The organism is uncultured Microbacterium sp. (assembly GCF_937927635.1).
Lineage (GTDB): Bacteria > Actinomycetota > Actinomycetes > Actinomycetales > Microbacteriaceae > Microbacterium.
This window is the reverse complement of record NZ_CALBRW010000027.1, coordinates 1-25,482: the sequence shown is the minus strand read 5'-3', so window position 1 is coordinate 25,482 and position 25,482 is coordinate 1. Positions and strand designations below refer to the sequence as shown.

The following is a 25,482-nucleotide window of genomic DNA, read 5'->3' as shown; positions in this document are numbered from 1 at the left end:
CGTGGCGGTCGACAGGGAGCGCCTCGAGCAGCTCACCCGTGAACTGCTCGAAGCCATCGGAGAGGACCCGGGCCGTCCGGGACTGACCCAGACGCCGAGTCGGGTCGCCGAGCTGTACGCGGAGCTGTTCGCCGGCGTGGGCGAGGACCCCGCTGTGCACCTCTCCCGCACCATCAGCGTCGCCGACGGGCCCGCGCCCGACACGTTGCCGTCAGGCGCGGTGCTCATGCGCGGCATCCGCTTCCGCTCGGTCTGCGAGCACCACCTGCTGCCCTTCGCCGGGGTCGCTCACCTGGCGTACCTGCCGGGTGAGCAGGTCGTCGGCCTCGGCTCGCTGGTGAAGGTCGTGGAGACCCTCGCCGCCCGCCCGCAGGTGCAGGAGCGGCTGGGAGAGCAGATCGCGGATGCCGTCGCCGCGAACCTCGATGCCCGCGGCGTACTGGTCGTGATGGACGCCGTGCACGGCTGCGTCACGCTGCGCGGCGGACGCCAGCCCGATGCATCCACCGTCACCGTCGCGGTCCGCGGAGAGCTCGCCGAGCCCGCCGCGCGGGCGGAGATCATCGCCCTGATCGGGGCTGCCGCGTGACCGGCATCTGGGGCGTGCTCAACACCACGCCCGACTCGTTCAGTGACGGCGGCCGGTACATCGACCCCGAGGCCGCCATCCAGCGCGCCCGCCTCATGCACTCCCAGGGCGCCGTGATCATCGACGTGGGCGGCGAGTCCACCAGACCCGGCGCGCTGCGGGTGGATCCCGCGATCGAGCGCGCCCGCGTGCTGCCCGTCATCGAGGCGCTGACGGATGCCGGCATCCCCACCTCCATCGACACCCTCAACGCCGACACCGCCGTCGCCGCTGTGCGGGCGGGCACGCGCATCGTCAACGACGTCTCCGGCGGCCTCGCCGACGAGCGGATGCTGTCGGCCGTCGCCGAGCTGGGCGCCGACATCGCCATCGGCCACTGGCGCGGACCCAGCGAGGACATGTACGCGCACGCGCAGTACACCCGCGTCGCCCGCGAAGTGGCCGGCGAGCTGCGCGAGCGGGTGGAGGCGGCCAAGGCCGCGGGCATCGCACCCGCCCGGATCATCGTCGACCCCGGCATCGGGTTCGCGAAGACCGCCGAGCAGAACTGGGAGGTGCTGCGAGGTCTCGACGAGATCTCCGCTCTCGGCCACCGTGTGCTGGTCGGCACCTCGCGCAAGCGCCTGCTGGCCGATGCGCTGCACAAGGCGTCAGGACCCGATCCGCTCAGCGAGCGACGCAGAGATCTGGCGACGGCCGTGACCAGCGCGCTGGCCGCGCGGGCGGGGATCTGGGCGGTGCGCGTGCACGATGTGGCGGCCACACGAGATGCGCTGGCCGTGGTCGGCGCATGGGACGGAGTCTGAGATGGACATGCTCGACGAGATCGTGCTGACCGGGCTGACGGTGTTCGGCCACCACGGGGTGTTCGACTTCGAGCGCCGCGACGGCCAGGAGTTCACCATCGACCTGCGGCTGATGCTGCCGTTGAGTCGGCCCGCGGCATCCGACGACGTGCACGACACCGTGCACTACGGCGAGCTGGCCGACAAGGTCGCGGCGATCGTCGCGGGCGAACCGGTGAACCTCATCGAGAAGCTCGCGGAGCGCATCGCGGATGCCGTGCTCGAGGACGAGCGCGTGCAGCTGGTCACCGTCACCGTGCACAAGCCGCACGCCCCCATCCAGCAGACCTTCGCCGACGTGGCGGTGGTCGTGCACCGGGGACGCCGCTGATGGACGTGCGCCTCACCCACCTGCCCGAGCCACCGGACCCGCGTCCTGGTCGCGATCCGCAGGTGGCGGTCGTCGCGATGGGCTCGAACGAGGGCGACCGCGGCGAGATGTTGCATGCCGCCGCCGAGCGGCTGCGCCGCCTGCCGCTGGTCTCGGACGTCGTGATGTCGGAGCCCATCGAGTCCATCGCCGTCAAGCTGGACGGACCGGAACCGGATGCCCCGCGCTACCTGAACGCGGTCGCCCTCGTGACCACGCGGCTGGCGCCGCAGGTGCTGCTGGGCATGCTGCACGCCGTCGAGGACGAGCAGGGCCGGGTGCGGCTGGAGCGCTGGGGCGACCGCACCCTCGACCTGGACCTCATCGCCTACGGAGACTTCCGCAGTGACGCCGAGCACCTGCTGGTGCCGCATCCGCGTGCAGCCGAGCGGCTGTTCGTGCTGGAGCCGTGGCTCAGCATCGATCCGGATGCCGTGCTGCCCGGTGCGGGGCGGGTGGACGACCTGGTGCGTCGGCTGAAGGCGCAGCAGTGAAGCGCACCTCCCCGGGCGTGCTCGCTGTGCTGGCGCTGCTGGCTGCGGGCGCGGGCTACGGCTTCGATCACCTGCTGACGGTGACCGGCCGGGCCACGTTCACGCCGTCGCTGTTCCTGCCGGTGCTGCTGGTGCTGCTGGGCGCTGCCTGCCTGGGCGTGGCCTGGCCGGTCCGTCGCAGCGTGCGCGGCGGCGCGCGCATCGATCCGTTCCGCGCCGCCCGTGCGTCGACCCTGGCCCGGGCATCCAGCCTGCTGGGCGCCATCATGACCGGATTCGGAATCGGCCTGCTCGGCTTCCTCTCCACGCGACCCGTGCCGACGCCGGTAGGGTCGACGGTGGCGATGGTCGCCCTGATCGTGGGAGCACTCGTGCTGATCGGGGCGGCACTGGTCGCCGAACAGTTCTGCACTCTGCCGAAGGATCCTGATGACCGAGAGCCCGACGACACCGCCCGCTGACCCGAACGAGCCCGTCCCGCCCGTGGTGCCGGCCGCTCCAGTCGCGCAGGAGCCGGTCGCGCCCCAGGCATCCGCTCCTGTCCTCCCGCCTGTGCTGGATGCCGGCACCTATGAGTCCCTGCGCACGCCGCGCAGCGGCCGGGCGCTGGCCCTCGACGGCGTCTGGCACCAGATCTCCCCGCGGTACGTGGTCTCGCAGTACGTGCAGAACGCGATCTTCATCGTCCTGGCGGTCATCGCGGCGCTGGTGCTGGCGCTCGCCTTCGCGCAGACGTGGGTGTGGATCCCGGCGGGCGTGCTCGTGCTCGTCGACGTGTTCACGCTGATCATCCTTCCCCGGCAGGCCAGGGCGCTCGGCTACATGCTGCGTGCTGACGACGTGGTGTTCCGCAGGGGCATCCTGTGGCAGCGCATGGTCGCCGTCCCGTACGGGCGCATGCAGCTCGTCGACATCACGCAGGGGCCGCTGGATCGGGCGTTCGGGATCTCTCAGTTGAAGATGGTCACCGCCACCGCGACCACCGGCGTGCAGATCCCAGGCCTCACGCAGGAGGCCGCCGAGGTGCTGCGCGACACGCTGATCGAGGTGGCCGAGACCCGCAGGACGGGACTGTGACCGACTCGGCCGGGTGGACGTCGCAGCCCGACGGGGATCCGACTCCCGCGGTGCTGCCGCAGGGCGGGTCGTCGTCTCAGGCTGACGGCGAGTGGCATCGGATGCATCCGCTGACGCCGCTGTTCAAGGGCGGGCTGGTGCTGATCATCGTCGCGGGCATCGTGATCTCGAACCTGCGCGACCGCGTGATCGCCTGGACGGTGAGCGTCTTCGCTCCGGGCGAGTCCAAGTACCTCGACTACGGCGGCGACCCCGTCGACTGGGTGCTGGCGAACAACCTGGTGCTGCTGGTGCTGCTGGGCGTGCTGGCGCTGGCGATCCTGCTGGTCGTCGTGTTCTGGATGTTCTGGCGGTTCCACCGGTTCCGCATCACCGGCGACCACGTCGAGGTGCGCAAGGGCATCGTGTTCCGCTCGCACCGCCGCGCGCCGCTGGACCGGGTGCAGGGCGTGAACCTCACCCGTCCGTTCCCCGCCCGCATCATCGGCCTCGCCAAGCTCGAGGTCGTGGGTGCCGGCAACGACGCCAACGTGGAGCTGGAGTACCTGTCCACGCCGAAGGCGGAGTCCATCCGCGCCGACATCCTGCGACTGGCATCCGGTGCCAGGGCGGCACGCGCACAGGTGCGCAGCGGCGGCGCCCGCATGCCCGCTCATGCGAGCATGACCTCGCAGCTCGTCGACTCGATGAACGTCGGTGTCAGCGACCTGATCGCGGGGGTGGACCTGGCCGACGTGGCCCCCGAGAGCGTCGTCAAGATCCCCACCGGCCGTCTGGTCGCCTCGCAGCTGATCTCGGCGGTGCTGTGGGTGCTGTTCTTCGGTGCGATCTTCGTGGTGGCGATGTCTGCCGCCTTCTTCGGGATGACCGCCGACGGCGACAGCAGCGGCGAGATCATCGTCGCGATGGTGGGCATCGCGCTCGGGATGGGCGTGCCCCTCGTGATCGCCGTGGTCGGCATCACGTGGGCGCAGATCTCCAAGTCGCTGCGCTACTCGATCGCCCCCACGCCGGATGGCGTGCGCATCACCTACGGCCTGCTGACGACCGTCACCGAGACGCTCCCGCCTGGCCGCATCTTCGCGGTCGAGGTGACGCAGTCGCTGCTGTGGCGGCCGTTCGGCTGGTGGACGGTCAAGATCAACCGGATGAGCGGCAAGAGCGCCGCGCAGCAGCAGTCCGGCAACGCGCAGCAGTTCAACATCGTGCTGCCGGTCGGCAAGCGCGCCGACGTCGAGCGCGTGCTGTCGCTGATCCTCCCGGGCGCGCCCGCCCAGGACCTGCCCCTGGTGTGGGAGCACGGCATCCTCGGGCCGACCGTCGACGACCCGTACAGGACCATCCCGAAGCGCGCCTGGTGGCATCGCCCGCTGTCGTGGAAGCGTCACGGGTACGCGATCACCGAGTTCGGCGTGCTGCTTCGCCGCGGGATGCTGTGGCGCAAGCTCGCCGTCTTCCCGCTTGCGCGGCTGCAGGGGGTGTCCATCGCCCAGGGGCCGCTGGACCGGCTGCAGAACGTGTCCGGCGGACAGGTGCACTCCGTCACCGGGCCCATCTCGGGCACCCTGTCGGGTCTCGAGCGGGATGACGCCATCGCGCTGCTCGACCGCGTGAGCCGAGCCGCGGCGCTCGCCGCCGCGCGGGACCACACGCACCGATGGGGCGAGTGGCAGGCGGAGATCCCGATGCCGTCGGAGCCGCCCGTGTCGCCCGCGTCGCCGGCGCCGCCTGCACCCGTGCTGCCACCGCCGCCTGCACCCGTGCTGCCACCCAGGGCCCCCGAGGAGTGAGCATGAACAGAGACGGCCGCCTGGGAGTCGGCATCATCGGCGCCGGTCGGGTGGGGCCGGTCATCGGCGCCGCGCTCGCCGGGGCGGGGCACGCGATCGTCGGAATCACCTCCGGATCGGATGACGACAGAGCGGCCGCCGTGCTGCCGGGAGTGCCGGTGCTGGAGGCCCTGGAGATCGTCCGCCGCAGCGAGCTCGTCGTGCTCGCCGTCCCGCACGACGAACTGCCGGGCCTGGTGTCGGGCATCGCCGAGGTCGGCGGGTGGCAACTGGGTCAGCTGGTGCTGCACACCGATCCGCTGCACGGCATCGAGGTGCTGCGGCCGGCGGCCGAGCGCGGCGCGATCCCGCTGGCCGTCCACCCTGCCATCGCGTTCACAGGAACCACCATGGACCTGCGCCAGCTGAACGCCTCGTTCGCGGCTGTCACGGCACCCGCCGCGGTGCTGCCCATCGCGCAGGCGCTGGCCGTGGAGCTGGGGTGCGAGCCCGTCGTGATCGCCGAGGCGGATCGGCCCGCCTATGGGGAGGCCATCGCCACGGCATCCGAGTTCTCCCGATCCATCGTCGGTCAGGCGACCTCGCTGCTGCGCGGCGTGGGCGTCGACAACCCCGGCGGATATCTCTCGGCCCTGGTGTCATCGACCGTCGAGCAGGCGCTGCGCGAGGCCGCGGGCCCGGGCGACATCCCCTTCGGCATCTGAGCATCCGTCCGCGCCGTGCGAGTCCGCGCGCGCGGATCCTGCGGTCAGCGGCCTCCGGAGAAGCCGCCTCCGCCACCGCCTCCGGAGAACCCGCCGCCCGTCGAGCCGCCGCCGGATGAGCTGGACGGGCTGTAGGTCGCAGCGGCGTTCATCGACGTGGAGTAGGTGGACAGGCGAGTGCTGATCGAGACGCCGGAGGAGACGTCGATCCATCCCGGGCGACTGCCCGCGTTCGAATACGTCGTGTCGAGCACCGCGGTCCAGCTCTTCTCCTGCCCGAGCAGCATGGCGTAGGGGAGCAGCTTCTCGTACAGGTGGATGACGTCGACGGTGCCGTCGCTGCGACGCTCCGCCCCCTGGTACGACTGCAGCATCTTCAGCCGATCGGCCTCGGCGACGCGGATGAACTCCTTCACCCCGAGCAGGTGCTCGTGGCGCTCCGCTCCGGCCGGGGTCAGTACGGTGTGCTTGCTGAAGGCGACGAACGAGCTGATCACCACGGCCGTGATCGCGAAGATCACCGCAAGGACCGACAGCGGCAGCAGGTCGCGGTCCTTCGTCGCCGACCACACCGTGAATGCCAGGGTCACGGCCACCAGCCCGATGGACGCCCAGCCGAATGCCATCGCGCCTCGGCTGCGCTCCTCGGTCAGCCAGCCGCGCTGCTTCGCCTCCGAGCGTCCCCTGTGCACCAGCTTCGCCATGCGCTTGGCGAACTTCGTGCTGGAGCGGGGGATGCGCCGCACGGTCATGTCGCCGGGGAACACCGCGTCCAGCAGCGCGGTGTCCAGCGGGTCGCGCGCCAGGGGGCGGTCGAGCAGCCTCAGGGCGGGACGCTTCTTGGCTCCCGGCTCCGGCTGCTCCTCCTCCAACCGCACGGCGCCCTGCACGGCGAGGTGCACCATCTGCGCGGGGACGGGGTTCGGGGCTCTCGGCACCAGCGCGGCCGCCACCAGCGGCGGCAGGTCGGCAGGAACATCGAACTGCGCGACGACGATGCCGGTGGCGATGCGGCGGCGTCGTTTCAACGCGGCGACGGATCCCCAGGCGCCACCGGCCAGGCCGACCGCACCCAGACCGGTGGCCAACGGGCCGAAGTCCGCGACCGGATCCGCCGCGCGTGCGGCAGGCTGGCGGACCGTCCCGGCTGCGAACCCGATGGCGACGGTCACGCCGTCACCCGCGGGGCGAGCGCCGGAGTCGACCGTGAAGCTCGTGCCCTCGGCATCCGTGCTCGGCCCGTCCACCGTGCACGGCAGCCGCTGCCCGGCCTGGCCCTGGTAGCAGGCGCTGTCTCCGGTGAGCGCGCCGGACAGCTCGGGGGAGAAGTCGATCTCGGCGTGGAAGCGCTCGATGGCCTGCGTGCTGTTCAGCGGCAGCAGGTTCCAGTAGAACTCGTCATTGCCCGACTGCGTCCCGTGGATCATGAAGTCGCGCATGGTCGATTCGATGACGTACGTGGTCGCCCCGTGCACGTAGTCGTCGTCGCCGGTGAGCACCAACAGCATGCCGTCCTCGTGCTCGGTGTCGAACGGCACGTCGCGGCCGTCGGCATCCTTCACCGACAGGATGCGGATGCCCAGCCCGGCGCCCTCGTATCGCTCCGGGTAGCCGCGGATGATGCCCTTGTTCTGATCGGACTCCGGGAACTCGGCGACCATCGTCTCGGTGACGTGCGCCTGCGCGCGGCCGTCGGCGTCGAGCGAGACCTCGTAGTGCGAGTCCCACGACGAGTAGGAGAAGTCGTCCGCATCCGCATAGGCGGCGGATGCGGGAAGCAGCGCCGTCGCCATCGCGCCCCGCGGCGATGACCGCGAACGCGAGAAGCCGCACCAGCGCCAGCGGACGGAGCCGGACGGGATGAGATCGCATGCCTTCGAGGCTAACCGAGCGCCGTCCGTCCTCCCCGGCGCTCGCCTCGCGCTCAGGAGGGCGGAAGGCCCGCCGGTAGACTGGAAGGCGACTTTCCCGAGGAGCCCCAACCATGACTGACGCGCCTGCGCCGACCACCGACCCTTCGACGAGCTCAGGGACCCAGGAGCAGAGCTCAGCGGGCCTGGAGGAGGACGTCTTCGAGCAGAAGGCCGTCCGTCTGGCAAAGCGCGACAAGCTGATCGCGAACCGCGCGGATGCCGGTGGCGGCGCGTTCCCCGTCGGTGTGCCCGTCACGCACGGCATCCCGGCGCTGCGCGCGCAGTACGGCGACCTCGAGGCCGGCGCCGAGACCGGCGAGATCGTCGGCGTGGCCGGCCGCGTGGTGTTCAGCCGCAACACCGGCAAGCTGTGCTTCGCGACGCTGCAGGCCGGCGACGGCTCGCGCATTCAGGCGATGGTCTCCCTGGCGAACGTCGGCGAGGAGTCGCTGGCGGGTTGGAAGGAGCTCGTCGACCTGGGCGACCACGTGTTCGTGCACGGCGAGGTCATCTCCAGCCGCCGCGGTGAGCTGTCGATCATGGCCGACGACTGGGCCATCGCCTCCAAGGCCATCCTGCCGCTGCCGAACGTGTACGCCGAGCTCAGCGAGGAGTCGCGCGTGCGCAGCCGCTTCCTCGACCTGATCGTCCGCGACCAGGCTCGCGCCACCGTGCGTGCCCGTGCGGCCGTGAACGCCAGCCTGCGCTCGACCTTCACCAGCCACGACTACCTCGAGGTGGAGACCCCCATGCTGCAGGTGCAGCACGGCGGGGCATCCGCTCGACCGTTCGTGACGCACTCCAACGCGTTCGACACCGAGCTGTACCTGCGCATCGCGCCGGAGCTGTACCTGAAGCGCGCCGTGGTCGGCGGCATCGAGCGGGTCTACGAGATCAACCGCAACTTCCGCAACGAGGGAGCCGACTCCACGCACTCACCGGAGTTCGCCATGCTCGAGGCCTACCAGGCCTACGGTGATTACAACCAGATGGCCAGGCTCACCCAGGAGCTCGTGCAGAACGCCGCGATCGCCGTCGCAGGCTCCACCACGGTCACGTGGGCCGACGGCACCGAGTACGACCTGGGCGGCGAGTGGGACCGCATCTCGATGTACGACTCGCTGTCCGCGGCGTGCGGCCGCACCATCACCCCGCAGGACGCGGTCGAGGACCTCATCGCCTTCGCGAACGAGAACGGCGTCGACATCCCTGCGCACGCCACGCACGGCAAGCTCGTCGAGGAGCTGTGGGAGCACTTCGTGAAGGGCGACCTGGTGCGCCCCACGTTCGTGATGGACTTCCCCGTCGACACCTCCCCGCTCGTGCGCGACCACCGCTCGATCGACGGCGTGGTGGAGAAGTGGGACCTGTACATCCGCGGGTTCGAGCTGGCCACCGGGTACTCCGAGCTGGTCGACCCGGTCATCCAGCGCGAGCGCTTCACCGAGCAGGCCAAGCTCGCCGCGCGCGGTGACGACGAGGCCATGCCCATCGACGAGGAGTTCCTGCGCGCTCTCGAGCACGGCATGCCGCCGTCCGGGGGCATGGGCATGGGCATCGATCGACTGCTGATGGCCGTCACGGGCCTGGGCATCCGTGAGACGATCCTCTTCCCGCTGGTGAAGTAGGGCAGCACACCGTGGTGTTCGGGGTCGTCGATCTTGTCATCGCGGTGCTTCTGCTGGGCGCCATCGGGATGGGGCTCAGCGCCGGGTTCTTCTCGATCCTCGGCGGTCTGTGCGGGCTGGTCGTGGGGGCGCTCGCCGTACCCGTGGTGTTGCCACTGGTCGCCCGCGTGCTGCCGGAGAGCCAGTGGCAGGGTCTGATCATCGTGGCTGTCGCCCTGGCGCTGCTGGTGGTCGGCTCGGGGATCGGATCGGCGATCGGCGCGCTGCTGCGCCGAGGAGCGGACCACCTGCGTCTTCGAGTGCTGGAGCGGATGCTGGGCGGCGTCGCCGCACTGGTGGCGGGAGCACTCGCCATCACCATGGCGGGATCGTCGATCGCGACGGCAGGAATCCCCGGCCTCTCGCCCGCCGTCGCCTCGTCGACCGTGCTGAGCACCATCGAGCAGTACACGCCGGCTCCCCTCGCCGATGCGACCGCACGGCTGCGCGCGCTCGTGTTCGGCGGGATGCAGCTGCCGACGGTCGACGGCGCGGCCAACCCCGGCGTGCTGGACGCCGCGCCGCATGCCGGCTCCATCGACCTGTCGAGCCCCGGGCTGAAGGCGGCGCAGGCCTCGGTGGCCCGCATCTCGGGCGTGGCCAGCCAGTGCAGCATCATCTCCAATGGCTCGGGATTCGTGATCGCACCCGACCGGATCATCACCAATGCCCATGTCGTGGCGGGTGTCGGTGCGCCGGTGGTGGAGCTCCCGGGGGAGCCCGCCCGCGATGGCCGCGTGGTCTACTACGACCCCGTGGATGACATCGCCGTGATCGCGGCTGATGTCAGCGCAGCGCCGCTCGTGCTCTCCGATGCGCTGAAGCCCGGTGACGGTGCCGCCGTGATGGGATATCCCTTCGGCGGACCGTTCACCGAGGTGGCCGCCGGGGTGATCTCGTCGTCGGAGGCGAGCCTGCCGAGCATCTACGGAGACCAGACCGACGTGCGCAGCATCTACGCGCTGCGGGCGCAGGTGGAGCCCGGCAACTCCGGCGGGCCGCTGCTCACCGAGAGCGGGCAGGCGGCGGGTCTCGTCTTCGCCAAGGACGAGGCCAGGCAGGGCATCGGCTATGCGATGACCAATGCCGAGCTGCTTCCGGTGATCGCCCAGCTGGGGAACGACGAGAAGACGGTCTCGACCGGAGCCTGTCGGAAGGAGTAGCGCGCAGCGCGCCTCAGGCACGACGCAGCACCCACTCCGGCAGCATCGCCGCCGACAGCATGCTCGAGATCAGCGACGCCATGCCGTGCTCCGGCTCGATCTCCAGTGCCTGGTCGATGTACTGCCCGGCGTGCGAGGAGCGCCCCATCGCCCACGCCAGCCAGGCGGCAGCCGTCAGGGCGCCGGCCTTCGCCGGTCGCGGCGCGAGCGACGCAGCCCGACGCGCCACTTCCAGGGCGCAGCCGAGCCGGTCAGGGTCCGGACGCGGTCCACGCCCCAGGAACACCCGGCCGACGGCATCCGGGATCTCGTCGTGGTTGCCTGCGAACTCCAACTGCGCCTGCAGCGCCAGGCATCCGAACTCGTGGTCGGTCGCCCACTGCACGATCACGGCGTCGCGCAGAGCCGGCCTGTTCAGACACCAGAGCAGCGCCGCGCAGTCGTCGGGGGACAGGTCGCCGGGGCTGCCGGTGATCCGCTCGACGAAGCCGGGCAGATCATCGAGGATCATGCTCGCGCGCACGAGCGCCAGCGGGCTCTCTCCGGGTCCCGCCGCGATGCGGCCGGGGCGATGCCCCGCCAGCAGCTCCTCCAGCTCCTGCAGCGCACGCCCGACGCGCTCACGCTGCACCAGATCACCCGGCGGCAGTTCCGCGCCGGCGGTCTGGTCGCCCGTGACGCTTCCGATCCCAGGAAGATCCGGGAGGCTCGGGATGTCGGCCAGCGGCCGGACGATGGGATACTCCTCCCCGTAGTCCGCCCAGCCTCCCGGGGTCACACACAGCGCGTCGACGAGATGCAGTCCCGCCTGCTCGATGACGTCGACCAGCATCTCCACGACAGTCAGCCTCGGCAGCAGCACACCGTCGGGGACGGTCTGCGCGGGTTCGTCGGTGTAGACGACGATGGCCGCGGCGTCGATGCCCCGCACCTGCAGCAGCGCGTGCACGGCGGCGTTCGCGAACTCCTCGGTATCGGCGTCGGCATCCGGCAGATCCATGCGCATCGCGCCGTGCGCGCGGGTCCCGTGGAACGGCAGCATCACGATGCTCCGCCTCGGTGTGAAGCCGGCCAGAGCCGGGACGATGCCGAGCAGCTCGGCGGGTTCTGTGGCGTGGATGATCGTGTTCATGTCGTGAGTGTGCCGAGCATGGTCCCACCAGTGCTCGCACCGGATCCGCGGTATCCTCGGCGGCTGTGCACAGGCCGAGCGGATCCGTCTTCTGTGCAGGGCGATTCATAGCGGCCGTGCCGTACGATTGAGATGTGGACAACATCTGGGTCGCGGTGGGCTGGGCGATTCTGCCGACCTTGGCGATCTGCGTGCTCTTCGCGATGATCCTGCGCGGCATCCTGCGATCCGACCGCACCGAGCGCAAGGTGCACGCTCAGATCGAGGCCGAGGAGCGCGCTCGGCGCGGTCTCCCGCCCAAGGCATCCTGATTCTCTGACTGCCTCCGTCCCGGACTGCGGCTACTCTGAACCAGAGCGGACAGCGGTGAGGGGGTGCGATGTTCGACGTCAACAACTGGCCGTGGTGGGCCGTCACCGGGTACCTGGTCATCGACATCTCGATGCGCGTCATCTCGATCATCATCGTGCCGCGCAATCGCCGCCCCAGCTCGGCGATGGCCTGGCTGCTGGCGATCTTCCTCATCCCCGTGCTGGGCGTGCTGCTCTTCCTGCTGATCGGCAACCCCAAGCTGCCGCGCGCCCGGCGCCGCAAGCAGGAGCAGGTCAACGAGTACATCGCCGAGGCGGCCGGGCACCTGAATTTCGGCTCCGTGCGACCGAACGCTCCCGAGTGGTTCCCTCCGCTGGTGGCCATGAACCAGCATCTGGGCGCTCTCCCGCTCTCCGGCGGCAATGAGGCGCACCTGATCAGCGACTACCAGGAGTCGCTGGATGCCATGGCCGAGGCCATGCGCCAGGCGCAGGACTACGTGCACGTGGAGTTCTACATCCTGCAGTCGGACGCCTCGACCGACAACTTCTTCCGCGCGATGGAGGAGACGGCGACCCGCGGCATCCCGGTGCGCGTGCTGCTGGACTACTGGGCCAACCGCTGGAAGCCGAAGTACCGCGAGACGCTGAAGCGGCTCGACGACATGGGAGCCGACTGGCACCTCATGCTCCCGGTGCAGCCCCTGCGCGGCCGCATCCAGCGCCCCGATCTGCGCAATCACCGCAAGCTGCTCGTGGTGGACGGATCGGTCGGGTTCGTCGGTTCGCAGAACGTCACCGACTCCTCCTACAACCTGTCCAAGAACATCAAGCGCGGCCTGCACTGGGTCGACCTCATGGTGCGCATGCGCGGCCCCGTCGTCGCCAGCCTGAACGCCGTGTTCCTCAGCGACTACTACGCCGAGACCGATCGCGTCCCCGACATCGGCGATCTGACCAGGATCGTGCACGGCACGGGCGAGCTGGGATGCCAGGTCGTGCCGTCAGGCCCGGGATTCGAGGTGGAGAACAACCTGCGGCTGTTCCTCGCCCTGCTGTACGCCGCGCAGGAGCGCATCATGATCGTCAGCCCGTACTTCGTGCCCGACGAGGCGCTGCTGCTGGCCGTCACCGCGGCAGTCGACCGCGGTGTGCAGGTGGAGCTCTTCGTCTCGGAGGAGGGCGACCAGGCGATGGTCTACCACGCGCAGCGCAGCTACTACGAGGCGCTGCTGAGCGCGGGGGTGCGGATCTGGCTGTACCCCAGGCCGTACATCCTGCACACCAAGAGCCTCACCATCGACGACCAGGTGGCTGTCATCGGCTCCAGCAACATGGACATGCGCTCCTTCGGTCTGAACATGGAGGTGTCCATGCTCGTGAGAGGCGAGGAGTTCGTCGATGAGATGCGCATCGTCGAGGACGAGTACCGCAAGCTCAGCCGCGAGCTGACGCTGGAGGAGTGGATGAAGCAGCCGCTGCGCTCCACCGTGCTCGACAACCTCGCGCGCCTCACCTCGGCGCTGCAGTAGGCGCCGACGCTCAGGCGGCCGTCACCTGCAGCACGACCGCCTCGCCCGGCGTGAGCAGCGGCATCGGCAACCCGATCTCACCGAGCACCCGTCCGGGCAGGCGCACACCGGTCGCCAGCCACGGCGGCGGGGCGTCCTGAACCGCGTGCGGTGTGACGCCGAGGTCGACCTGCCGCACGGCGTAGATCCGCTCCGCGTCGAGGCCGACCAGGCGAAGCAGGGCCGGCAGCGCGGCATCCGTCCGGTCGATCACGGCGTATGAGAACAGCGCGCTCGAGCGATCAGCCGCGACCACGCCGTGTGCGATGACCGCGGGGTCGAGGCTGCCGATCTGCAGCACGCGGCCGCCGTGCAGCAGCGCGCGGTGCTGCTTGTGGACGTCGATCCAGCCGCGCACGAGCCGCAGGTCGTCATCCGGCAGCAGCGTCAGGTCGGACTCGATGCCCGCGTGACCGAACAGCGCCGTCGCGAATCGGAACCCGAGCGAGGACGTGCGCCCGGTGACGTGCGCCTTCGCATCGCCGAGGTGACTGCCCAGGTACTCGGGCGGTACGAGGATGCCGGTCCAGCGCTGGATGCGCTGCCGGTCGAGCGGGTCGTTCGTGTCGCTCGTCCAGACCCGTTCGACGCGGCGCAGGATGCCGAGGTCGATGCGGCCGCCGCCGGACGCGCACGACTCGATCTCGACCTGCGGGTGCGCCGCGCGGATGCGGTCGAGCAGCGCGTACAGCGCCCGCGTCTGGGCGCCGGAATCGGGCACCAGCACGTCGCGGTTGTGGTCCCACTTCAGGTGGCTGATCGGGTACTCGCTCAGCAGCGCTTCGATCCGGGCGAACAGGTGCTCGGCGACCGCGGGCTGCGCCAGATCGATCACGTGCTGCCAGCGCCAGGTCGGGCTCGCGGCATCCGTCAGCAGCCAGTCGGGGTGCGCGCGGGCGAGCTCGGAGTCGGCGCTGATCATCTCGGGCTCGACCCACAGGCCGAACTCCATGCCGGCGCCCACCACCCGGTCGATGAGGGGGCCGAGGCCGTCGGGCCAGCGCTCGGGGTCGACGATCCAGTCGCCGAGTGCCCGCTTGTCGTCGGTGCGGCCGAGGAACCAGCCGTCGTCGAGCACGAAGCGCTCCACGCCCACCTCGGCGGCGCGGTCGGCCAGCGCGGTGAGGCGCTCCAGCGACTGGTCGAAGTACACCGCCTCCCAGGTGTTCAGGGTCACGGGGCGGGGACGGGCGATGGTCGACCACGAGCGGATCCACGGATGCAGCCGGTCGGAGAGCCCGTTCAGGCCGGCATCTGACCACACGGCGACGACCTCGGGCGATTCGTGCACGGCATCCGGCGCGAGTACGACGTCCTCGAGGCGCTCGCCGGCGCCGAGCACGGTCGGGCCGAGGTCGGTGCGCTCGAACCACTGGGCGACGTCGCCGCTCCAGGCGACGTGCGTGGCCCACACCTCACCCGAGTCGAAGTCGAAGCCGGGGGTGCCTGCGGCCATCAGGAAGGGGGCGTCGTGCCCGCCGCGGCCGTGCCGCGTCTCGCGCAGCCACACGCCGTGGCCGGGGGCGAGGCGCTGCGGTTCGCGCTCGTGCACCCAGCGGCCCGAGAAGTCGAGCACCTCGCGGGCGCGCGCCGGCACGGGCAGCACGGCGGCGGCGGAGGTGAGGCTCAGCGGGGTGCTCCCGGAGTTGCGCACCGTCGTGCGCTGCGTCAGCACGCCCTCGGGGGAGAGCGCGATGACGGTGGTGATGATCGCGTCGCCCCAGGCGACAACGATCGTGAGCGCGTCGCCGTCGCGCGTCGTCGAGACCGCACGAGGGGATGCCGGGATGCCGCCCGCGAGCGCGACGCCGGGGCGCCCGGACCAGCCGTCGGCCAGTGCGGGGACGAGCGACAGCCGCAGCGGGACATCGAGCGAGCTCGGGCCGATCGCCGGGGTCTGCGCGTCGGCGAGGGCTGTGAGCTGAGCCTCGGTCAGCGCGCCGAGCCCGCGACCCCAGTGCACGATCGCGGGCACGGCCGCGCCGCGGGAGTCGAGCACGAGGCTGACTCCCGCGGCGTGGAGGTGATGGATCATTCAGCCACCGGGATCGACTGGGCCTTCAGCGTCGAGACGGTCGAGTCCTGCGCGGACTTCAGTGCCTCGAGAAGTGTGCCCTGGCCGGTGACGACCTTCTGGAACCCGTCCGACACATCGGCGTAGGTCTGCGTCATGGTCGGGCCCCACACGAAGTCGGGGTTGACCTGGCTGGCGGCATCCGCGAACACGTCGTAGATGGGCTGGCCGCCGTAGAAGTCGACGCCCTCCTTGAGCGTGGGCAGCGACAGGCCCTTGGTCGTGGCCGGGTAGATGTTCGCCGACTTGTTCAGCGCGGTCAGCGCCTCATCCGACGTGTTCAGCCACAGCGCGAACTTCGACGCCTCGTAGAGGTGGTCGGTGCCCTTGAAGACCGCGACGGACGAACCGCCCCAGTTGCCGGCGCTCGTTCCGCCCTTCTTCCACTGCGGCGACGGGGCGACAGACCACTTGCCCGCGGTGTCGGGGGCGCCGCTGGAGATCGAGTTCGCACCCCAGACGGCCGAGTTCCACGTCCAGATCTGACCCGAGTTGTAGGCGTTGTTCCACTCCTCGGTCCAGGCGGGCACCGTGGCGACGAGATCCTCGTCGATGAGGTCCTGCCAGTAGTCGGCGACCTGCGCCGACGCGTCGTCGGTCATGTCGACCTTCCACGAGTCGCCGTCGTTGCTGAACCAGCTGCCGTTGTTCTGCCACACCAGGCCGGCGAACTGGTTGATGTCGGCGGTCGAGAAGTTTGTGATGTAGCCACCGGCGGCGCGCACCTTGACGGCGGCATCCTTGAACTCGGCCCACGTGGTCGGCACCTCGATGCCGTGCTGCTTGAACAGGTCGGAGCGGTAGAACAGCGCCATCGGACCGGAGTCCTGCGGGATGCCGTACACGCCGTCGTCGGTGCCGAGGGTGACCTGACCCCAGGTCCACGGGATGAAGTCGTCCTTCGCGGCGACGACGTCCTCGCAGGCGGCGAGGTTCTCGAGCCCGTCCTGGACGCGGAAGCTCGACAGCGCGTCGTACTCGATCTGACCGAGGTCGGGAGCGTTGCCGGCCTTCAGCTGGCTGAAGAAGCTCTGGTACGTGCCGGAGTTGCCGTTCGGGCCGGTCTGAACCTCGACCTTGATGTCGGGGTTCTTCTCGTTCCACATGGCCACGACGTCTTCGATGCCGGGGATCCACGAGGTGAACTCGAGAGTGACCGGTCCGTCGGCAGGGGTGCAGGCCGCAGCATCCGCGCTGCCGCCTCCGCCGGTGCCGCCCGCCGAGCATCCGGCCAGCGCGATCGCGCTGAGCAGTGCGACGCCGGTGGCGACTGCCCTCTTGGTGTGGTGCATGATGTTCCTATCTTGGTGGGTTGGGTGGGATGTCACTTCACGGAACCGGCGCCGAGGCCGTTTCGCCAGAAGCGCTGGAGAAGCAGGAAGGCCACGATCAGCGGCACGATCGAGACGAGCGACCCGACGAGCACGTAGGTGCGCAGCTCGGGGATCTGGTTGAGCTGGGTGTTCCACGCATACAGGCCGTAGGTGAGAGGGAAGAGCTCCTGGCTGCGCAGCATGATCAACGGCAGGAAGAAGTTGTTCCAGATGGTCACGAACTGGAACAGGAACACCGTCACCAGCGCGGGGGTCATGAGCTTCACCGAGATGGTGAAGAAGGTGCGCACCTCGCCGGCACCGTCGAGGCGGCCGGCTTCGATGAGCTCGTCGGGCACCGAGGAGGCCGCGAAGATGCGTGTCAGGTACACGCCGAACGGGCTGACGATGCTGGGCAGCAGCACCGACCAGTACGTGTTCGTCATGTTGACCTGGCTGAACAGCAGGAAGAGGGGCAGTGCGAGTGCTGTCGCCGGCACCAGCACGCCGCCGAGCACGACGTTGAAGAAGAGTTCGCGGCCGCGGAACTGATACTTCGCCAGCGCGTATCCGGCCATGCCTGAGAACACGGTGGCCAGCACCGCACCCAGCCCCGCGTAGCCGAGGCTGTTCAGGATCCACTTGGCGTAGATGCCGTCGTTGTATGAGAACAGCGCGCCGATGTTCTCGAACAGGCTCCAGTCGGCGAACCACAGCGGGTTCGTGGTGAGCAGGTCGCTGCGGTCCTTCGTGGCCGAGATGAACAGCCACCAGATCGGCACGAGGAAGTACAGCGTGAACACGACCATGATCAACGTCGCAGCGCCCCGGGAGAGCAGGCTCTCGCGAGGGCCGCGGGCCCGGCCGGAGGGACGATTGTCGGCGGTGACGCCGCGGGTGAGGGTCAGCACGCTCATGACTGCGCCTTCCGCTGGGAGCCGCGCAGGACGGCGAATGACAGGATGAACGTGGCCAGGGCCAGCACGACCGAGAACGCGGCGGCCAGGTTGAGGTTCGGGATCGAGTTGGTGGCGTAGATCATCATGTTCGGGGTGAACGTGCTCGACACGGCGGAGCTGAACGAGCGGAAGACCTGGGGTTCGGCCAGCAGCTGCAGTGTGCCGATGATCGAGAACACGGTCGTCAGCACCAGGGCGGGGGCGACCATGGGGATCTTGATCGACCAGGCGATGCGGATCTGCCCTGCCCCGTCGATGCGAGCAGCCTCGTAGACCTCGGCGGGGATGGCCAGCAGAGCCGAGTAGATGATGAGCATGTTGTAGCCCACGAACACCCAGGTGACGACGTTCGCGATCGACCACAGCACGGCCTGCGGCGAGAGGAAGTCGATCGCGCGGGTGACATCGGTGAACGGCGACAGGTTGGGGGAGTAGAGGAAGCCCCACATGATCGCGGCGATCACGCCCGGCACCGCGTACGGTGCGAAGAACGCCAGGCGGAAGAAGCGCCTGCCCTTCAGGATGGGGGAGTCGAGCAGCAGCGCGAACAGCAGGGCGAGGCCCAGCATGACCGGCACCTGCACCACGCCGAACAGCAGCATCCGTCCGACCGACGCCCAGAACTCGCCGTTCTCGAAGACATGCACGTACTGCTGCAGCCCGCCGAACACCTGGCGCGGGGCGCCGTAGGTGCCGTCGCGCTCGATGACCTGAAGTGACTGCCACACGGCGTAGCCGATCGGCAGCAGGTAGAACAGCGCGAACAGCACGGCGAAGGGACCGGTGAAGAATGCGATCGCGCCGCGGTGCTGCGGTCGGCGTCGGCCTGCGCCGCGTCGGCTCGTGTCGCGCCGGCTCGACGCGCTGCGCCGAGCGGTCTTCGTGACGAGCAGTTCGGTGGCGGTCATGAGACCCGCTCCTCTCGGATGATGCGGACGGCCCCGCCCGGCACCGTGATCCGCCCGTCGGCGGTGGCGTCGGTGATCAGATCGGTGCCCGCGGCCGCGACGGTCACGGGCTGGTCGCCGTGGTTGATCGCGAACAGGTAGGAGTGCTCGTCGCCGTGCCGGCGGACGAGCTCGAGCGCGGTGAGGTCGCCGTCGACGGATGCTGGGGGCTCGACACCGGCTTCGGCGACGAGTTCGGCGAGCAGGTGGCGGTAGTCCGCGGCGTCCGGCAGCGTGGCGAGGTACCACGCGGTGCCCTCGCCCCACTCGTTGCGGGTGAGTGCGGGGCTGCCGTCGGCCGCCCCGCCCACGAAGGACGCGCGCACCTCGGCGGTCGTCGCGCGTCCGCGCTCGGACCAGAGCGACCCGCGGATGCCGTCGCTGAGCGCGACCGTGTCACCGGGCGCGACCGGGGCGAACTCCTCGACGCGCACCCCGAGCGCGTCGCGGAACGGTCCGGTGTAGCCTCCGGTCCAGACACGGTCTTCCTCGTCGACGATGCCGGAGTAGAACGTGACGAGAGCCGTACCGCCGGCCGCGATCCAGTCGGTGATCACGGCGGCTTCCGCGGCGCGGACGAGGTGCAGGCCTGGCACGACGACGAGCCTGTAGCCGTCGAGGTCGGCGCCGGGGCGCACGATGTCGACCGTGATGCCGAGGTCGTGCAGGGCGGCGTGCGCGGCGTGCAGCTGGTCGAGGTAGCCGATCGCCTGACTGGGGCGTGCGTCGGTCTGGGTGGCCCACCAGGCCTCCCACGAGAACACGATCGCAGCATCCGCGTGGATGCGCGAGCCCGCGACCTCGCCGATGCGGTCGACGATGCCGCCGAGCTCGACGACCTCGCGCCACACGGCGCTGTCCGTGCCGGCGTGCGGCAGCATCGCGGAGTGGAACTTCTCGCTGCCCTGCACCGAAGCGCGCCACTGGAAGAAGCAGACGCCGTCCGCGCCGCGCGCGACGTGGGTGAGCGAATTGCGGATGAGCTCGCCCGGGGCCTTCGGCAGGTTCAGCGGCTGCCAGTTCACTGCACCGGTGGAGTGCTCCATGAGCAGCCACGGCGCGCCGCCGGCGAGGCCGCGGGTGAAGTCGGCGTTGAACGCGAGTTCGGCGGTCGGATCGCCCAGACGGTGGTCGAGGTAGTGGTCGTTCGCGACGATGTCCATGTCGTCGGCCCACGACCAGTAGTCCAGGTTCTCGATGTGGGTGGTCACCATGAAGTTGGTGGTGATCGGGCGGTCGCTGAGCGGGCGGATGACCGCGGCCTCGGCGCGGTAGTGCGCGAGCACCTGGTCGGAGCTGAAGCGGTGGAAGTCGAGCGACTGGCCGGGGTTGCGCAGCGAGAGCGTGGCGAGCGGCGGCAGGATCTCGCTCCACTCGCGGTAGGTCTGGCTCCAGAACGAGGTGCCCCAGGCGGCGTTGAGCGCGTCGATCGTGTCGTAGCGGTCGCGCAGCCAGGTGCGGAATGCGTCGGCGCTCTCATCGCAGTAGCAGAGCGCGTTGTGGCATCCGATCTCGTTCGAGACGTGCCAGAGTGCGACGGCGGGGTGGTCGCCGTAACGGCGGGCGACCTGCTCGACGAGCGCGAGGGCCGCGGAGCGGTAGACGGCCGAGCTCGGGCAGAAGGCCTGGCGGCCGCCGGGGTAACGTCGCGTGCCGTCCTCGGTCATCGGCAGGATCTCGGGGTGCGCCGTGGTCAGCCACGCGGGGGTGGATGCCGTGCCGGTGCCGAGATTGATGCGGATTCCGGCGGCGTGAAGCCGCTCGACGATGTCGTCGAGGCGCGAGAAGTCGTACTGCCCCTGACGCGGTTCGATGTGCGACCAGCCGAAGATGTTGATCGCGACGAGGTCGACGCCGGCCTCGGCCATCAGCCTGATGTCCTCGTCCCACACGTCGGGACCCCACTGCTCGGGGTTGTAATCGCAGCCGAACGCGATGCCGTCGTGGCGGAAGGAGCGGGCGGGGACTGTCATGCTCTCCTCGATCTGTGAACGTGCACAACGCAGATCGCGGAAGGATCAGCGCTGATGCTCTGTGAACGTGTACAGAGTAAACATGCCGGGATTCCGATGTCAACAACGTCTTGTCATGTGTGCTCGTGAACATACGATGGGGACATGGAACGCAAGCGTCGGGCGACGGTGAAGGATGTCGCCGTCGAGGCGGGCGTCTCGCGGGGGACGGTCAGCCGGGTGCTCAACGGGCAGCCGTACGTCTCGGACGAGGCGCGTGCGGCGATCGACGCCGCCATCGCGAAAGTGGGCTTCGTGCCCAACAACGCGGCCCGCAGTCTCGTGATGCAGCAGTCCATGGCGGTCGGACTCATCGTGCACGAGCCGCACTCGCTGTTCGTGGAGGACCCCAACATCGGCGCGATCCTGCTGGGCGCCAACGCCGCCCTCAGCGAGGCGGACTACCAGCTGTCCTGCCTGATCGCCGACACCTCCCGCGACATCGAGCGGCTCACCCGCTACCTGACCGGCGGGCTCATCGACGGCGTCATCGTCGTCTCGGCACGCGACGGCGACCCGATCACGAAGGCGATCGCGCGCCTCGACATGCCTGCGGCCTTCGTCGGGCATCCGCATGACATCGGCGACGCCGCCTACGCCGCGATCGACAACCGCGGCGCGGCTCGTGAGATCACGAGGCGACTCATGGCCACCGGACGCAAGCGCATCGGCATGGTCGCGGCTGCCCTCGACCGCGACTCCGGCTCCGACCGGCTTGCCGGCTTCGTCGACGCGCTCGGCAACGAGTTCGATCCGCAGCTGGTGCAGCCCGTGCCGCTGTACTCGTACTCCGACGGGCAGGAGGGCATGCGCGCGCTGCTGGCGGCGCACCCCGACATCGACGGGGTCTTCGCCTCGAGCGACGCTGTCGCCGCTGGCGCTATGGAAGTGCTGCAGTCGGCGGGTCGTCGCATCCCGATCGATGTCGGTGTGGTGGGATTCGACGACAGTTCCTGGGCGATGCGCACCGACCCGCCGCTGTCGACCGTGCGCCAGCCCGCCGGCGAACTCGGCAGGGCCGCCGCCGAATCGGTGCTCGCGCAGCTGCGCGGTGAGGGAGTGAGTCGGCGCAGCCGGATGCTGGAGTGTCCCGTCGTCTGGCGCGGATCGGCATGATCCGACGACACTGAGGCGACGCTGGGCGAGACGGGGACGGCGGGTCGGGCGTCAGAAGTGCGAGACGTCGTGCCCGGCGGGCAGCACGATGCTCAGGCCGCCCTGCTGGATGCGGCACGCCATCCGCACGGCCGTGCCCATCTCGTCGCCGTCGAGCTCGACCGAAGTGGGGGAGACCATCGCCGCCTCGGCCCGCTGCCCGCGGAGGTACCGGATCGACGCCTCCTTGCCGCGGCGCTCCAGCACGCGGCGACCCGCGCGCGATCGGCGCAGCACCGAATTGTCCCACCACACCTTGCGCCAGACGCCCATCCAGCCCAGCGGACCGGTGGGCTGGATGACCGCGATGTCCATCGTGCCGTCGTCGAGCGACGCATCCGGCATGAGGGCGATCCCCGCAGGCAGGGCGCCGCAGTTGGCGAAAAGCATGCTGTGCACCTTGGTGGAATGCAGCCTGCCGTCGTCGAGCTGGTAGACCACGCGGAACGGCTTCGCGCCGGGCAGCGATCGCGCGGCGCCCTCCAGGTACGCGATCCATCCGACGGTCTTCTTCAGGTCGGGGCGCGTGTTGGCGATCATGTCGGCGTCCAGCCCCATCCCGGCCAGCACGACGAAGCCGTGCTCGGACGAGGTGCCGTCCTGCTGGGTGAGCTCCGCCCAGCCGATGTCCACCGGATGCGTGAAGCCGGTGAACACGGCATCCATCATCTTCTCCGGCGCCAGCAGCGGCAGACCCAGATTGCGGGCGAACAGATTGCCGGTGCCGCCGGGGACGATCGAGAACGGGATGCCGGTGCCGGCCATCGCCTCGGAGACCGAGCGCACGGTGCCGTCTCCGCCGGCCGCGAGCACCGCGGCGGCGCCTTCGTCCATCGCGGTGCGGGCGGCCTGCCGCCCAGGGTCCGCCACGCTGGTCTCGTAGAACCGCGGCGGGGCCCAGCCGTGCTTCTTCGACAGCGACTGGAGGGTGGTGCGCAGCTTCTTCGCGTCGACCTTCACGGGGTTGAGCACCAGCGCCGCGTGCGGGTGCTGATTCTCGGATGCCGGCATGTCGCCACTCTACGGCCCGTCGGCCCCGATCGGCGCGACGATGCCGCTCGGTAGACTTGCACAATGATCGATCTGAACCTCCTCCGCGACGAGCCCGAGCTCGTCCGTCGTTCACAGCTCGCGCGCGGGAACGCGCCCGAGACCGTCGACGCCGCGATCGAGGCCGACCGATCGCGCCGTGATGCGCTGAACGCGTTCGAGTCCCTGCGGGCCGAGCAGAACGCCTTCGGCAAGCAGGTCGCCCAGGCGCCCAAGGATGAGAAGGCCGCGCTGGTCGCGCAGGCGAAGGACCTGGCCGAGCGGGTCAAGGCCGCGCAGCAGGTGTCGAACGAGGCGGCGGATGCTGCAGCATCCGCTCTGGCGAAGATCGAGAACGTCATCATCGACGGCGTCCCCTCCGGCGGTGAGGAGGACTTCGTCGAGCTGCGCCGGGTGGGTGAGATCCCCGCTTTCGACTTCGAGCCGCGCGACCACCTCGAGATCGGCGAGCTGCTGGGCGCCATCGACATGGAGCGCGGCGTGAAGGTGTCCGGCTCCCGGTTCTACTTCCTGAAGGGCATCGGCGCGCGGCTGGAGATCGCACTGATGAACCTGGCGCTGCAGAAGGCGCTCGACAACGGCTTCACGCCGATGATCGTGCCCACGCTGGTGCGCCCGGAGATCATGCAGGGCACCGGGTTCCTCGGCGAGCACGCCGATGAGGTCTACCACCTCGACAAGGAGGACCTGTACCTGGTCGGCACCAGCGAGGTGCCGCTGGCCGGCTACCACAAAGACGAGATCCTCGACCTGTCCGCCGGAGCGCAGCGCTACGCCGGCTGGTCCACCTGCTACCGCAGCGAGGCCGGTTCCTACGGCAAGGACACCCGCGGCATCATCCGCGTTCACCAGTTCAACAAACTGGAGATGTTCGTCTACACGACACCCGAGGATGCCGAGGCCGAGCACGACCGGTTGGTGGCGCTGCAGGAGGAGATGCTCACCGCGCTCGGCCTGTCGTATCGCGTGATCGACGTGGCCGCCGGCGATCTGGGCTCCAGCGCCGCGCGCAAGTTCGACATCGAGGCGTGGGTGCCCACTCAGGGTGCCTTCCGCGAGCTGACCTCCACCTCGAACTGCACCACGTACCAGGCGCGCCGGCTCGACGTGCGGTACCGCCCGGAAGAGGGCGGGAAGACCGCGAACGTGGCCACGCTGAACGGCACGCTGGCCACCACCCGCTGGATCGTCGCGATCCTCGAGACGCACCAGCAGGCCGACGGATCGGTCACCGTGCCCGAGGTGCTGCGCCCGTACCTGGGCGGCATCGAGGTGCTGCGGCCCATCGGATGGGTTCCTGAGCCCGTCGAAGGGGTCGACCCGGCGCAGGTCGCGGAGTGACCGCCCGGGGCCTGGTGGGCCTGGACGTCGACGGCACCATTCTGTGCCAGGACGAGACCCTCAGCCCCGGGGTCGTGGACGCCGTCGCCGAGGTGCGGGATGCCGGCTTCGAGGTCATGCTGGCCACCGGCCGCGGCTGGGGCGGCACGCACCACTATGTGGAGGCGCTCGAGCTGACCAGCGAGTTCACGGTGTGCTCGAACGGCGCCGTGATCATGCGACGGGTGGACGGGGAATGGACCCGCTGGCACGTGGAGGTGTTCGACCCGGCCCCGGTGCTGGCGCTGCTGCGCGAACGGCTTCCTCAGGCGCGGTACATGGTCGAGCTGGAGTCCGGGCAGCGGCTGTACACCGCCGTGCTGGACGACTGGACTCTCGACGGCGGACGCCAGGTGGACTTCGACGAGCTCGTCTCGCAGCCGGTCTCGCGCGTGGTGGTCGTCTCGCCGAACCACGACGAGGCCGACTTCCACCGGCTGGTGGAGGAGGTGGGGCTGAACGAGGTCTCCTACGCCATCGGCTGGACGGCGTGGCTGGACATCGCCCCGCACGGCGTGGACAAGGGCACCGCGCTGGAGAAGGTGCGCACCGAGCTCGGCGTGGCCGGTGAGGACGTGCTGGTGGCAGGCGACGGTCGCAACGACCTGGGCATGTTCGCCTGGGCGCAGGCCGGCGGCGGACGCACCGTCGCGATGGGGCAGGCTCCTGACGAGGTGAAGGATGCCGCCGGTGAGCAGACCCTGAGCGTCGAAGACGGCGGGCTCGCGATCGCCCTGCGGACGCTGCTCTGAGGCATCCGGGAGCTGTGCGGCGAGGCATCCGCTCTCTGCGCGCTCCGGGCGGCAATCCAGGGCTTGCCCAGGTGCTCAGGTCACAATGAAGGCGTCGGCGAGTTCGATCCTCCCCCGGAACCGATAGACTCGACGCCTGATCGACCGGCGCGAGCCGGCATCGGGAGGGTTGTCCGAGCGGCCGATGGAGCTGGTCTTGAAAACCAGTGGGCAG

The 25,482-nt window shown here is 69.9% G+C and carries 23 protein-coding genes; 15 read left to right on the top strand and 8 right to left on the bottom strand.

Features of this window, described 5'->3' with window-relative positions; translation table 11 throughout:
* Nucleotide 1 precedes the first annotated feature (1 nt).
* From folE to Q0568_RS13395, 8 genes are all read left to right on the top strand, one after another.
* A complete protein-coding gene (gene folE, locus Q0568_RS13430; protein WP_298867380.1) occupies nucleotides 2-589 on the top strand; it encodes a GTP cyclohydrolase I in 588 nt (195 codons plus the stop codon).
* Nucleotides 586-1,395: a dihydropteroate synthase gene (gene folP, locus Q0568_RS13425; RefSeq protein WP_298867378.1), complete on the top strand. Its 810-nt coding sequence runs from the start codon at nucleotides 586-588 to the stop codon at nucleotides 1,393-1,395. Before folE ends, folP begins: the two co-directional genes overlap by 4 nt.
* 1 nt (nucleotide 1,396) lies before the next feature.
* Nucleotides 1,397-1,765 carry a dihydroneopterin aldolase gene (folB, locus tag Q0568_RS13420; RefSeq protein ID WP_298867376.1) on the top strand — a complete coding sequence of 123 codons (369 nt, stop codon included), beginning with the start codon at nucleotides 1,397-1,399 and terminating at the stop codon, nucleotides 1,763-1,765.
* Complete coding sequence (folK, locus tag Q0568_RS13415; RefSeq protein ID WP_298867374.1) at nucleotides 1,765-2,298, top strand: 2-amino-4-hydroxy-6-hydroxymethyldihydropteridine diphosphokinase; 534 nt, start codon at nucleotides 1,765-1,767, stop codon at nucleotides 2,296-2,298. Before folB ends, folK begins: the two co-directional genes overlap by 1 nt.
* Nucleotides 2,295-2,759, top strand: coding sequence for a DUF3180 domain-containing protein (locus Q0568_RS13410; RefSeq protein WP_298867372.1), 465 nt, complete (start codon nucleotides 2,295-2,297; stop codon nucleotides 2,757-2,759). Before folK ends, Q0568_RS13410 begins: the two co-directional genes overlap by 4 nt.
* Nucleotides 2,760-2,850: 91 nt before the next feature.
* Nucleotides 2,851-3,375, top strand: a complete 525-nt coding sequence (locus Q0568_RS13405; RefSeq protein ID WP_366941413.1) for a PH domain-containing protein — start codon at nucleotides 2,851-2,853, stop codon at nucleotides 3,373-3,375.
* On the top strand, nucleotides 3,372-5,165 hold the full coding sequence (locus Q0568_RS13400) for a PH domain-containing protein (RefSeq protein ID WP_298867370.1): 1,794 nt from the start codon (nucleotides 3,372-3,374) through the stop codon (nucleotides 5,163-5,165). The genes Q0568_RS13405 and Q0568_RS13400 overlap by 4 nt, the downstream gene beginning before the upstream one ends.
* Nucleotides 5,166-5,167: 2 nt before the next feature.
* Nucleotides 5,168-5,869 (top strand): Rossmann-like and DUF2520 domain-containing protein, encoded by a 702-nt coding sequence (locus Q0568_RS13395; RefSeq protein WP_298867368.1) that lies wholly within the window; start codon nucleotides 5,168-5,170, stop codon nucleotides 5,867-5,869.
* 44 nt (nucleotides 5,870-5,913) lie between these two features.
* Here Q0568_RS13395 and Q0568_RS13390 read toward each other — a convergent pair whose 3' ends face one another.
* Nucleotides 5,914-7,662 carry a DUF2207 domain-containing protein gene (locus Q0568_RS13390; protein ID WP_298867366.1) on the bottom strand — a complete coding sequence of 583 codons (1,749 nt, stop codon included), beginning with the start codon at nucleotides 7,660-7,662 and terminating at the stop codon, nucleotides 5,914-5,916.
* A gap of 191 nt (nucleotides 7,663-7,853) precedes the next feature.
* On the opposite strand from Q0568_RS13390, the gene lysS reads away from it, so the two are divergent.
* Nucleotides 7,854-9,410, top strand: a complete 1,557-nt coding sequence (gene lysS / locus Q0568_RS13385) for a lysine--tRNA ligase (protein WP_298867364.1) — start codon at nucleotides 7,854-7,856, stop codon at nucleotides 9,408-9,410.
* A gap of 11 nt (nucleotides 9,411-9,421) precedes the next feature.
* Nucleotides 9,422-10,612 (top strand): MarP family serine protease, encoded by a 1,191-nt coding sequence (locus tag Q0568_RS13380; protein WP_366941412.1) that lies wholly within the window; start codon nucleotides 9,422-9,424, stop codon nucleotides 10,610-10,612.
* Between the two features lie 13 nt (nucleotides 10,613-10,625).
* Here the strand turns inward: Q0568_RS13380 and Q0568_RS13375 are convergent, their stop codons facing one another.
* Nucleotides 10,626-11,744 carry a DUF4192 family protein gene (locus Q0568_RS13375; RefSeq protein ID WP_298867362.1) on the bottom strand — a complete coding sequence of 373 codons (1,119 nt, stop codon included), beginning with the start codon at nucleotides 11,742-11,744 and terminating at the stop codon, nucleotides 10,626-10,628.
* A 134-nt stretch (nucleotides 11,745-11,878) separates the two neighbouring features.
* Between Q0568_RS13375 and Q0568_RS13370 the strand changes: the two genes are divergently transcribed.
* Nucleotides 11,879-12,055 carry a hypothetical protein gene (locus tag Q0568_RS13370; RefSeq protein WP_298867360.1) on the top strand — a complete coding sequence of 59 codons (177 nt, stop codon included), beginning with the start codon at nucleotides 11,879-11,881 and terminating at the stop codon, nucleotides 12,053-12,055.
* 68 nt (nucleotides 12,056-12,123) lie between these two features.
* Nucleotides 12,124-13,587 (top strand): cardiolipin synthase, encoded by a 1,464-nt coding sequence (gene cls, locus Q0568_RS13365; protein WP_298867358.1) that lies wholly within the window; start codon nucleotides 12,124-12,126, stop codon nucleotides 13,585-13,587.
* 10 nt (nucleotides 13,588-13,597) lie between these two features.
* Here the strand turns inward: cls and Q0568_RS13360 are convergent, their stop codons facing one another.
* From Q0568_RS13360 to Q0568_RS13340, 5 genes are read right to left on the bottom strand one after another with little or no spacing between them, the layout of a single operon-like run.
* Entirely contained in the window at nucleotides 13,598-15,661 is a 2,064-nt protein-coding gene (locus tag Q0568_RS13360) for an alpha-galactosidase (RefSeq protein ID WP_298867356.1), read from the bottom strand.
* Nucleotides 15,658-16,992 (bottom strand): sugar ABC transporter substrate-binding protein, encoded by a 1,335-nt coding sequence (locus Q0568_RS13355; protein ID WP_298867354.1) that lies wholly within the window; start codon nucleotides 16,990-16,992, stop codon nucleotides 15,658-15,660. Before Q0568_RS13355 ends, Q0568_RS13360 begins: the two co-directional genes overlap by 4 nt.
* A 32-nt stretch (nucleotides 16,993-17,024) precedes the next feature.
* The gene (locus tag Q0568_RS13350) at nucleotides 17,025-17,930 is read right to left on the bottom strand and encodes a carbohydrate ABC transporter permease (RefSeq protein WP_298867352.1); all 906 of its coding nucleotides are present in this window, start codon (nucleotides 17,928-17,930) and stop codon (nucleotides 17,025-17,027) included.
* A complete protein-coding gene (locus Q0568_RS13345) occupies nucleotides 17,927-18,880 on the bottom strand; it encodes a carbohydrate ABC transporter permease (protein WP_298867350.1) in 954 nt (317 codons plus the stop codon). The genes Q0568_RS13350 and Q0568_RS13345 overlap by 4 nt, the downstream gene beginning before the upstream one ends.
* Nucleotides 18,877-20,892, bottom strand: a complete 2,016-nt coding sequence (locus Q0568_RS13340) for a beta-galactosidase (protein ID WP_298867348.1) — start codon at nucleotides 20,890-20,892, stop codon at nucleotides 18,877-18,879. Before Q0568_RS13340 ends, Q0568_RS13345 begins: the two co-directional genes overlap by 4 nt.
* Nucleotides 20,893-21,036: 144 nt before the next feature.
* Here Q0568_RS13340 and Q0568_RS13335 point away from each other — a divergent pair, with 144 nt between their 5' ends.
* Nucleotides 21,037-22,047: a LacI family DNA-binding transcriptional regulator gene (locus tag Q0568_RS13335; RefSeq protein ID WP_298867346.1), complete on the top strand. Its 1,011-nt coding sequence runs from the start codon at nucleotides 21,037-21,039 to the stop codon at nucleotides 22,045-22,047.
* Nucleotides 22,048-22,098: 51 nt separating this feature from the next.
* On the opposite strand, the gene Q0568_RS13330 is transcribed toward Q0568_RS13335, so the two are convergent.
* The gene (locus Q0568_RS13330; RefSeq protein WP_298867344.1) at nucleotides 22,099-23,097 is read right to left on the bottom strand and encodes a diacylglycerol kinase family protein; all 999 of its coding nucleotides are present in this window, start codon (nucleotides 23,095-23,097) and stop codon (nucleotides 22,099-22,101) included.
* A gap of 63 nt (nucleotides 23,098-23,160) precedes the next feature.
* Here Q0568_RS13330 and serS point away from each other — a divergent pair, with 63 nt between their 5' ends.
* Together serS and Q0568_RS13320 are read left to right on the top strand one after the other, a co-directional pair.
* A complete protein-coding gene (gene serS, locus Q0568_RS13325) occupies nucleotides 23,161-24,477 on the top strand; it encodes a serine--tRNA ligase (RefSeq protein WP_298867342.1) in 1,317 nt (438 codons plus the stop codon).
* Nucleotides 24,474-25,268, top strand: coding sequence for an HAD family hydrolase (locus Q0568_RS13320; RefSeq protein ID WP_298867340.1), 795 nt, complete (start codon nucleotides 24,474-24,476; stop codon nucleotides 25,266-25,268). The genes serS and Q0568_RS13320 overlap by 4 nt, the downstream gene beginning before the upstream one ends.
* Nucleotides 25,269-25,482: the final 214 nt, after the last annotated feature.

Coding starts and splice junctions, on each gene's coding strand:
- Q0568_RS13390 (WP_298867366.1), bottom strand. CDS start 7,662: ATGGCGACGGCGCTGCTTCCCGCATCCGCCGCCTATGCGGATGCGGAC.
- folB (WP_298867376.1), top strand. CDS start 1,397: ATGGACATGCTCGACGAGATCGTGCTGACCGGGCTGACGGTGTTCGGC.
- Q0568_RS13350 (WP_298867352.1), bottom strand. CDS start 17,930: ATGAGCGTGCTGACCCTCACCCGCGGCGTCACCGCCGACAATCGTCCC.
- lysS (WP_298867364.1), top strand. CDS start 7,854: ATGACTGACGCGCCTGCGCCGACCACCGACCCTTCGACGAGCTCAGGG.
- Q0568_RS13360 (WP_298867356.1), bottom strand. CDS start 15,661: ATGATCCATCACCTCCACGCCGCGGGAGTCAGCCTCGTGCTCGACTCC.
- Q0568_RS13355 (WP_298867354.1), bottom strand. CDS start 16,992: ATGCACCACACCAAGAGGGCAGTCGCCACCGGCGTCGCACTGCTCAGC.
- Q0568_RS13375 (WP_298867362.1), bottom strand. CDS start 11,744: ATGAACACGATCATCCACGCCACAGAACCCGCCGAGCTGCTCGGCATC.
- Q0568_RS13345 (WP_298867350.1), bottom strand. CDS start 18,880: ATGACCGCCACCGAACTGCTCGTCACGAAGACCGCTCGGCGCAGCGCG.
- Q0568_RS13330 (WP_298867344.1), bottom strand. CDS start 23,097: ATGCCGGCATCCGAGAATCAGCACCCGCACGCGGCGCTGGTGCTCAAC.
- folK (WP_298867374.1), top strand. CDS start 1,765: ATGGACGTGCGCCTCACCCACCTGCCCGAGCCACCGGACCCGCGTCCT.
- Q0568_RS13335 (WP_298867346.1), top strand. CDS start 21,037: ATGGAACGCAAGCGTCGGGCGACGGTGAAGGATGTCGCCGTCGAGGCG.
- serS (WP_298867342.1), top strand. CDS start 23,161: ATGATCGATCTGAACCTCCTCCGCGACGAGCCCGAGCTCGTCCGTCGT.
- Q0568_RS13340 (WP_298867348.1), bottom strand. CDS start 20,892: ATGACAGTCCCCGCCCGCTCCTTCCGCCACGACGGCATCGCGTTCGGC.
- cls (WP_298867358.1), top strand. CDS start 12,124: ATGTTCGACGTCAACAACTGGCCGTGGTGGGCCGTCACCGGGTACCTG.
- Q0568_RS13395 (WP_298867368.1), top strand. CDS start 5,168: ATGAACAGAGACGGCCGCCTGGGAGTCGGCATCATCGGCGCCGGTCGG.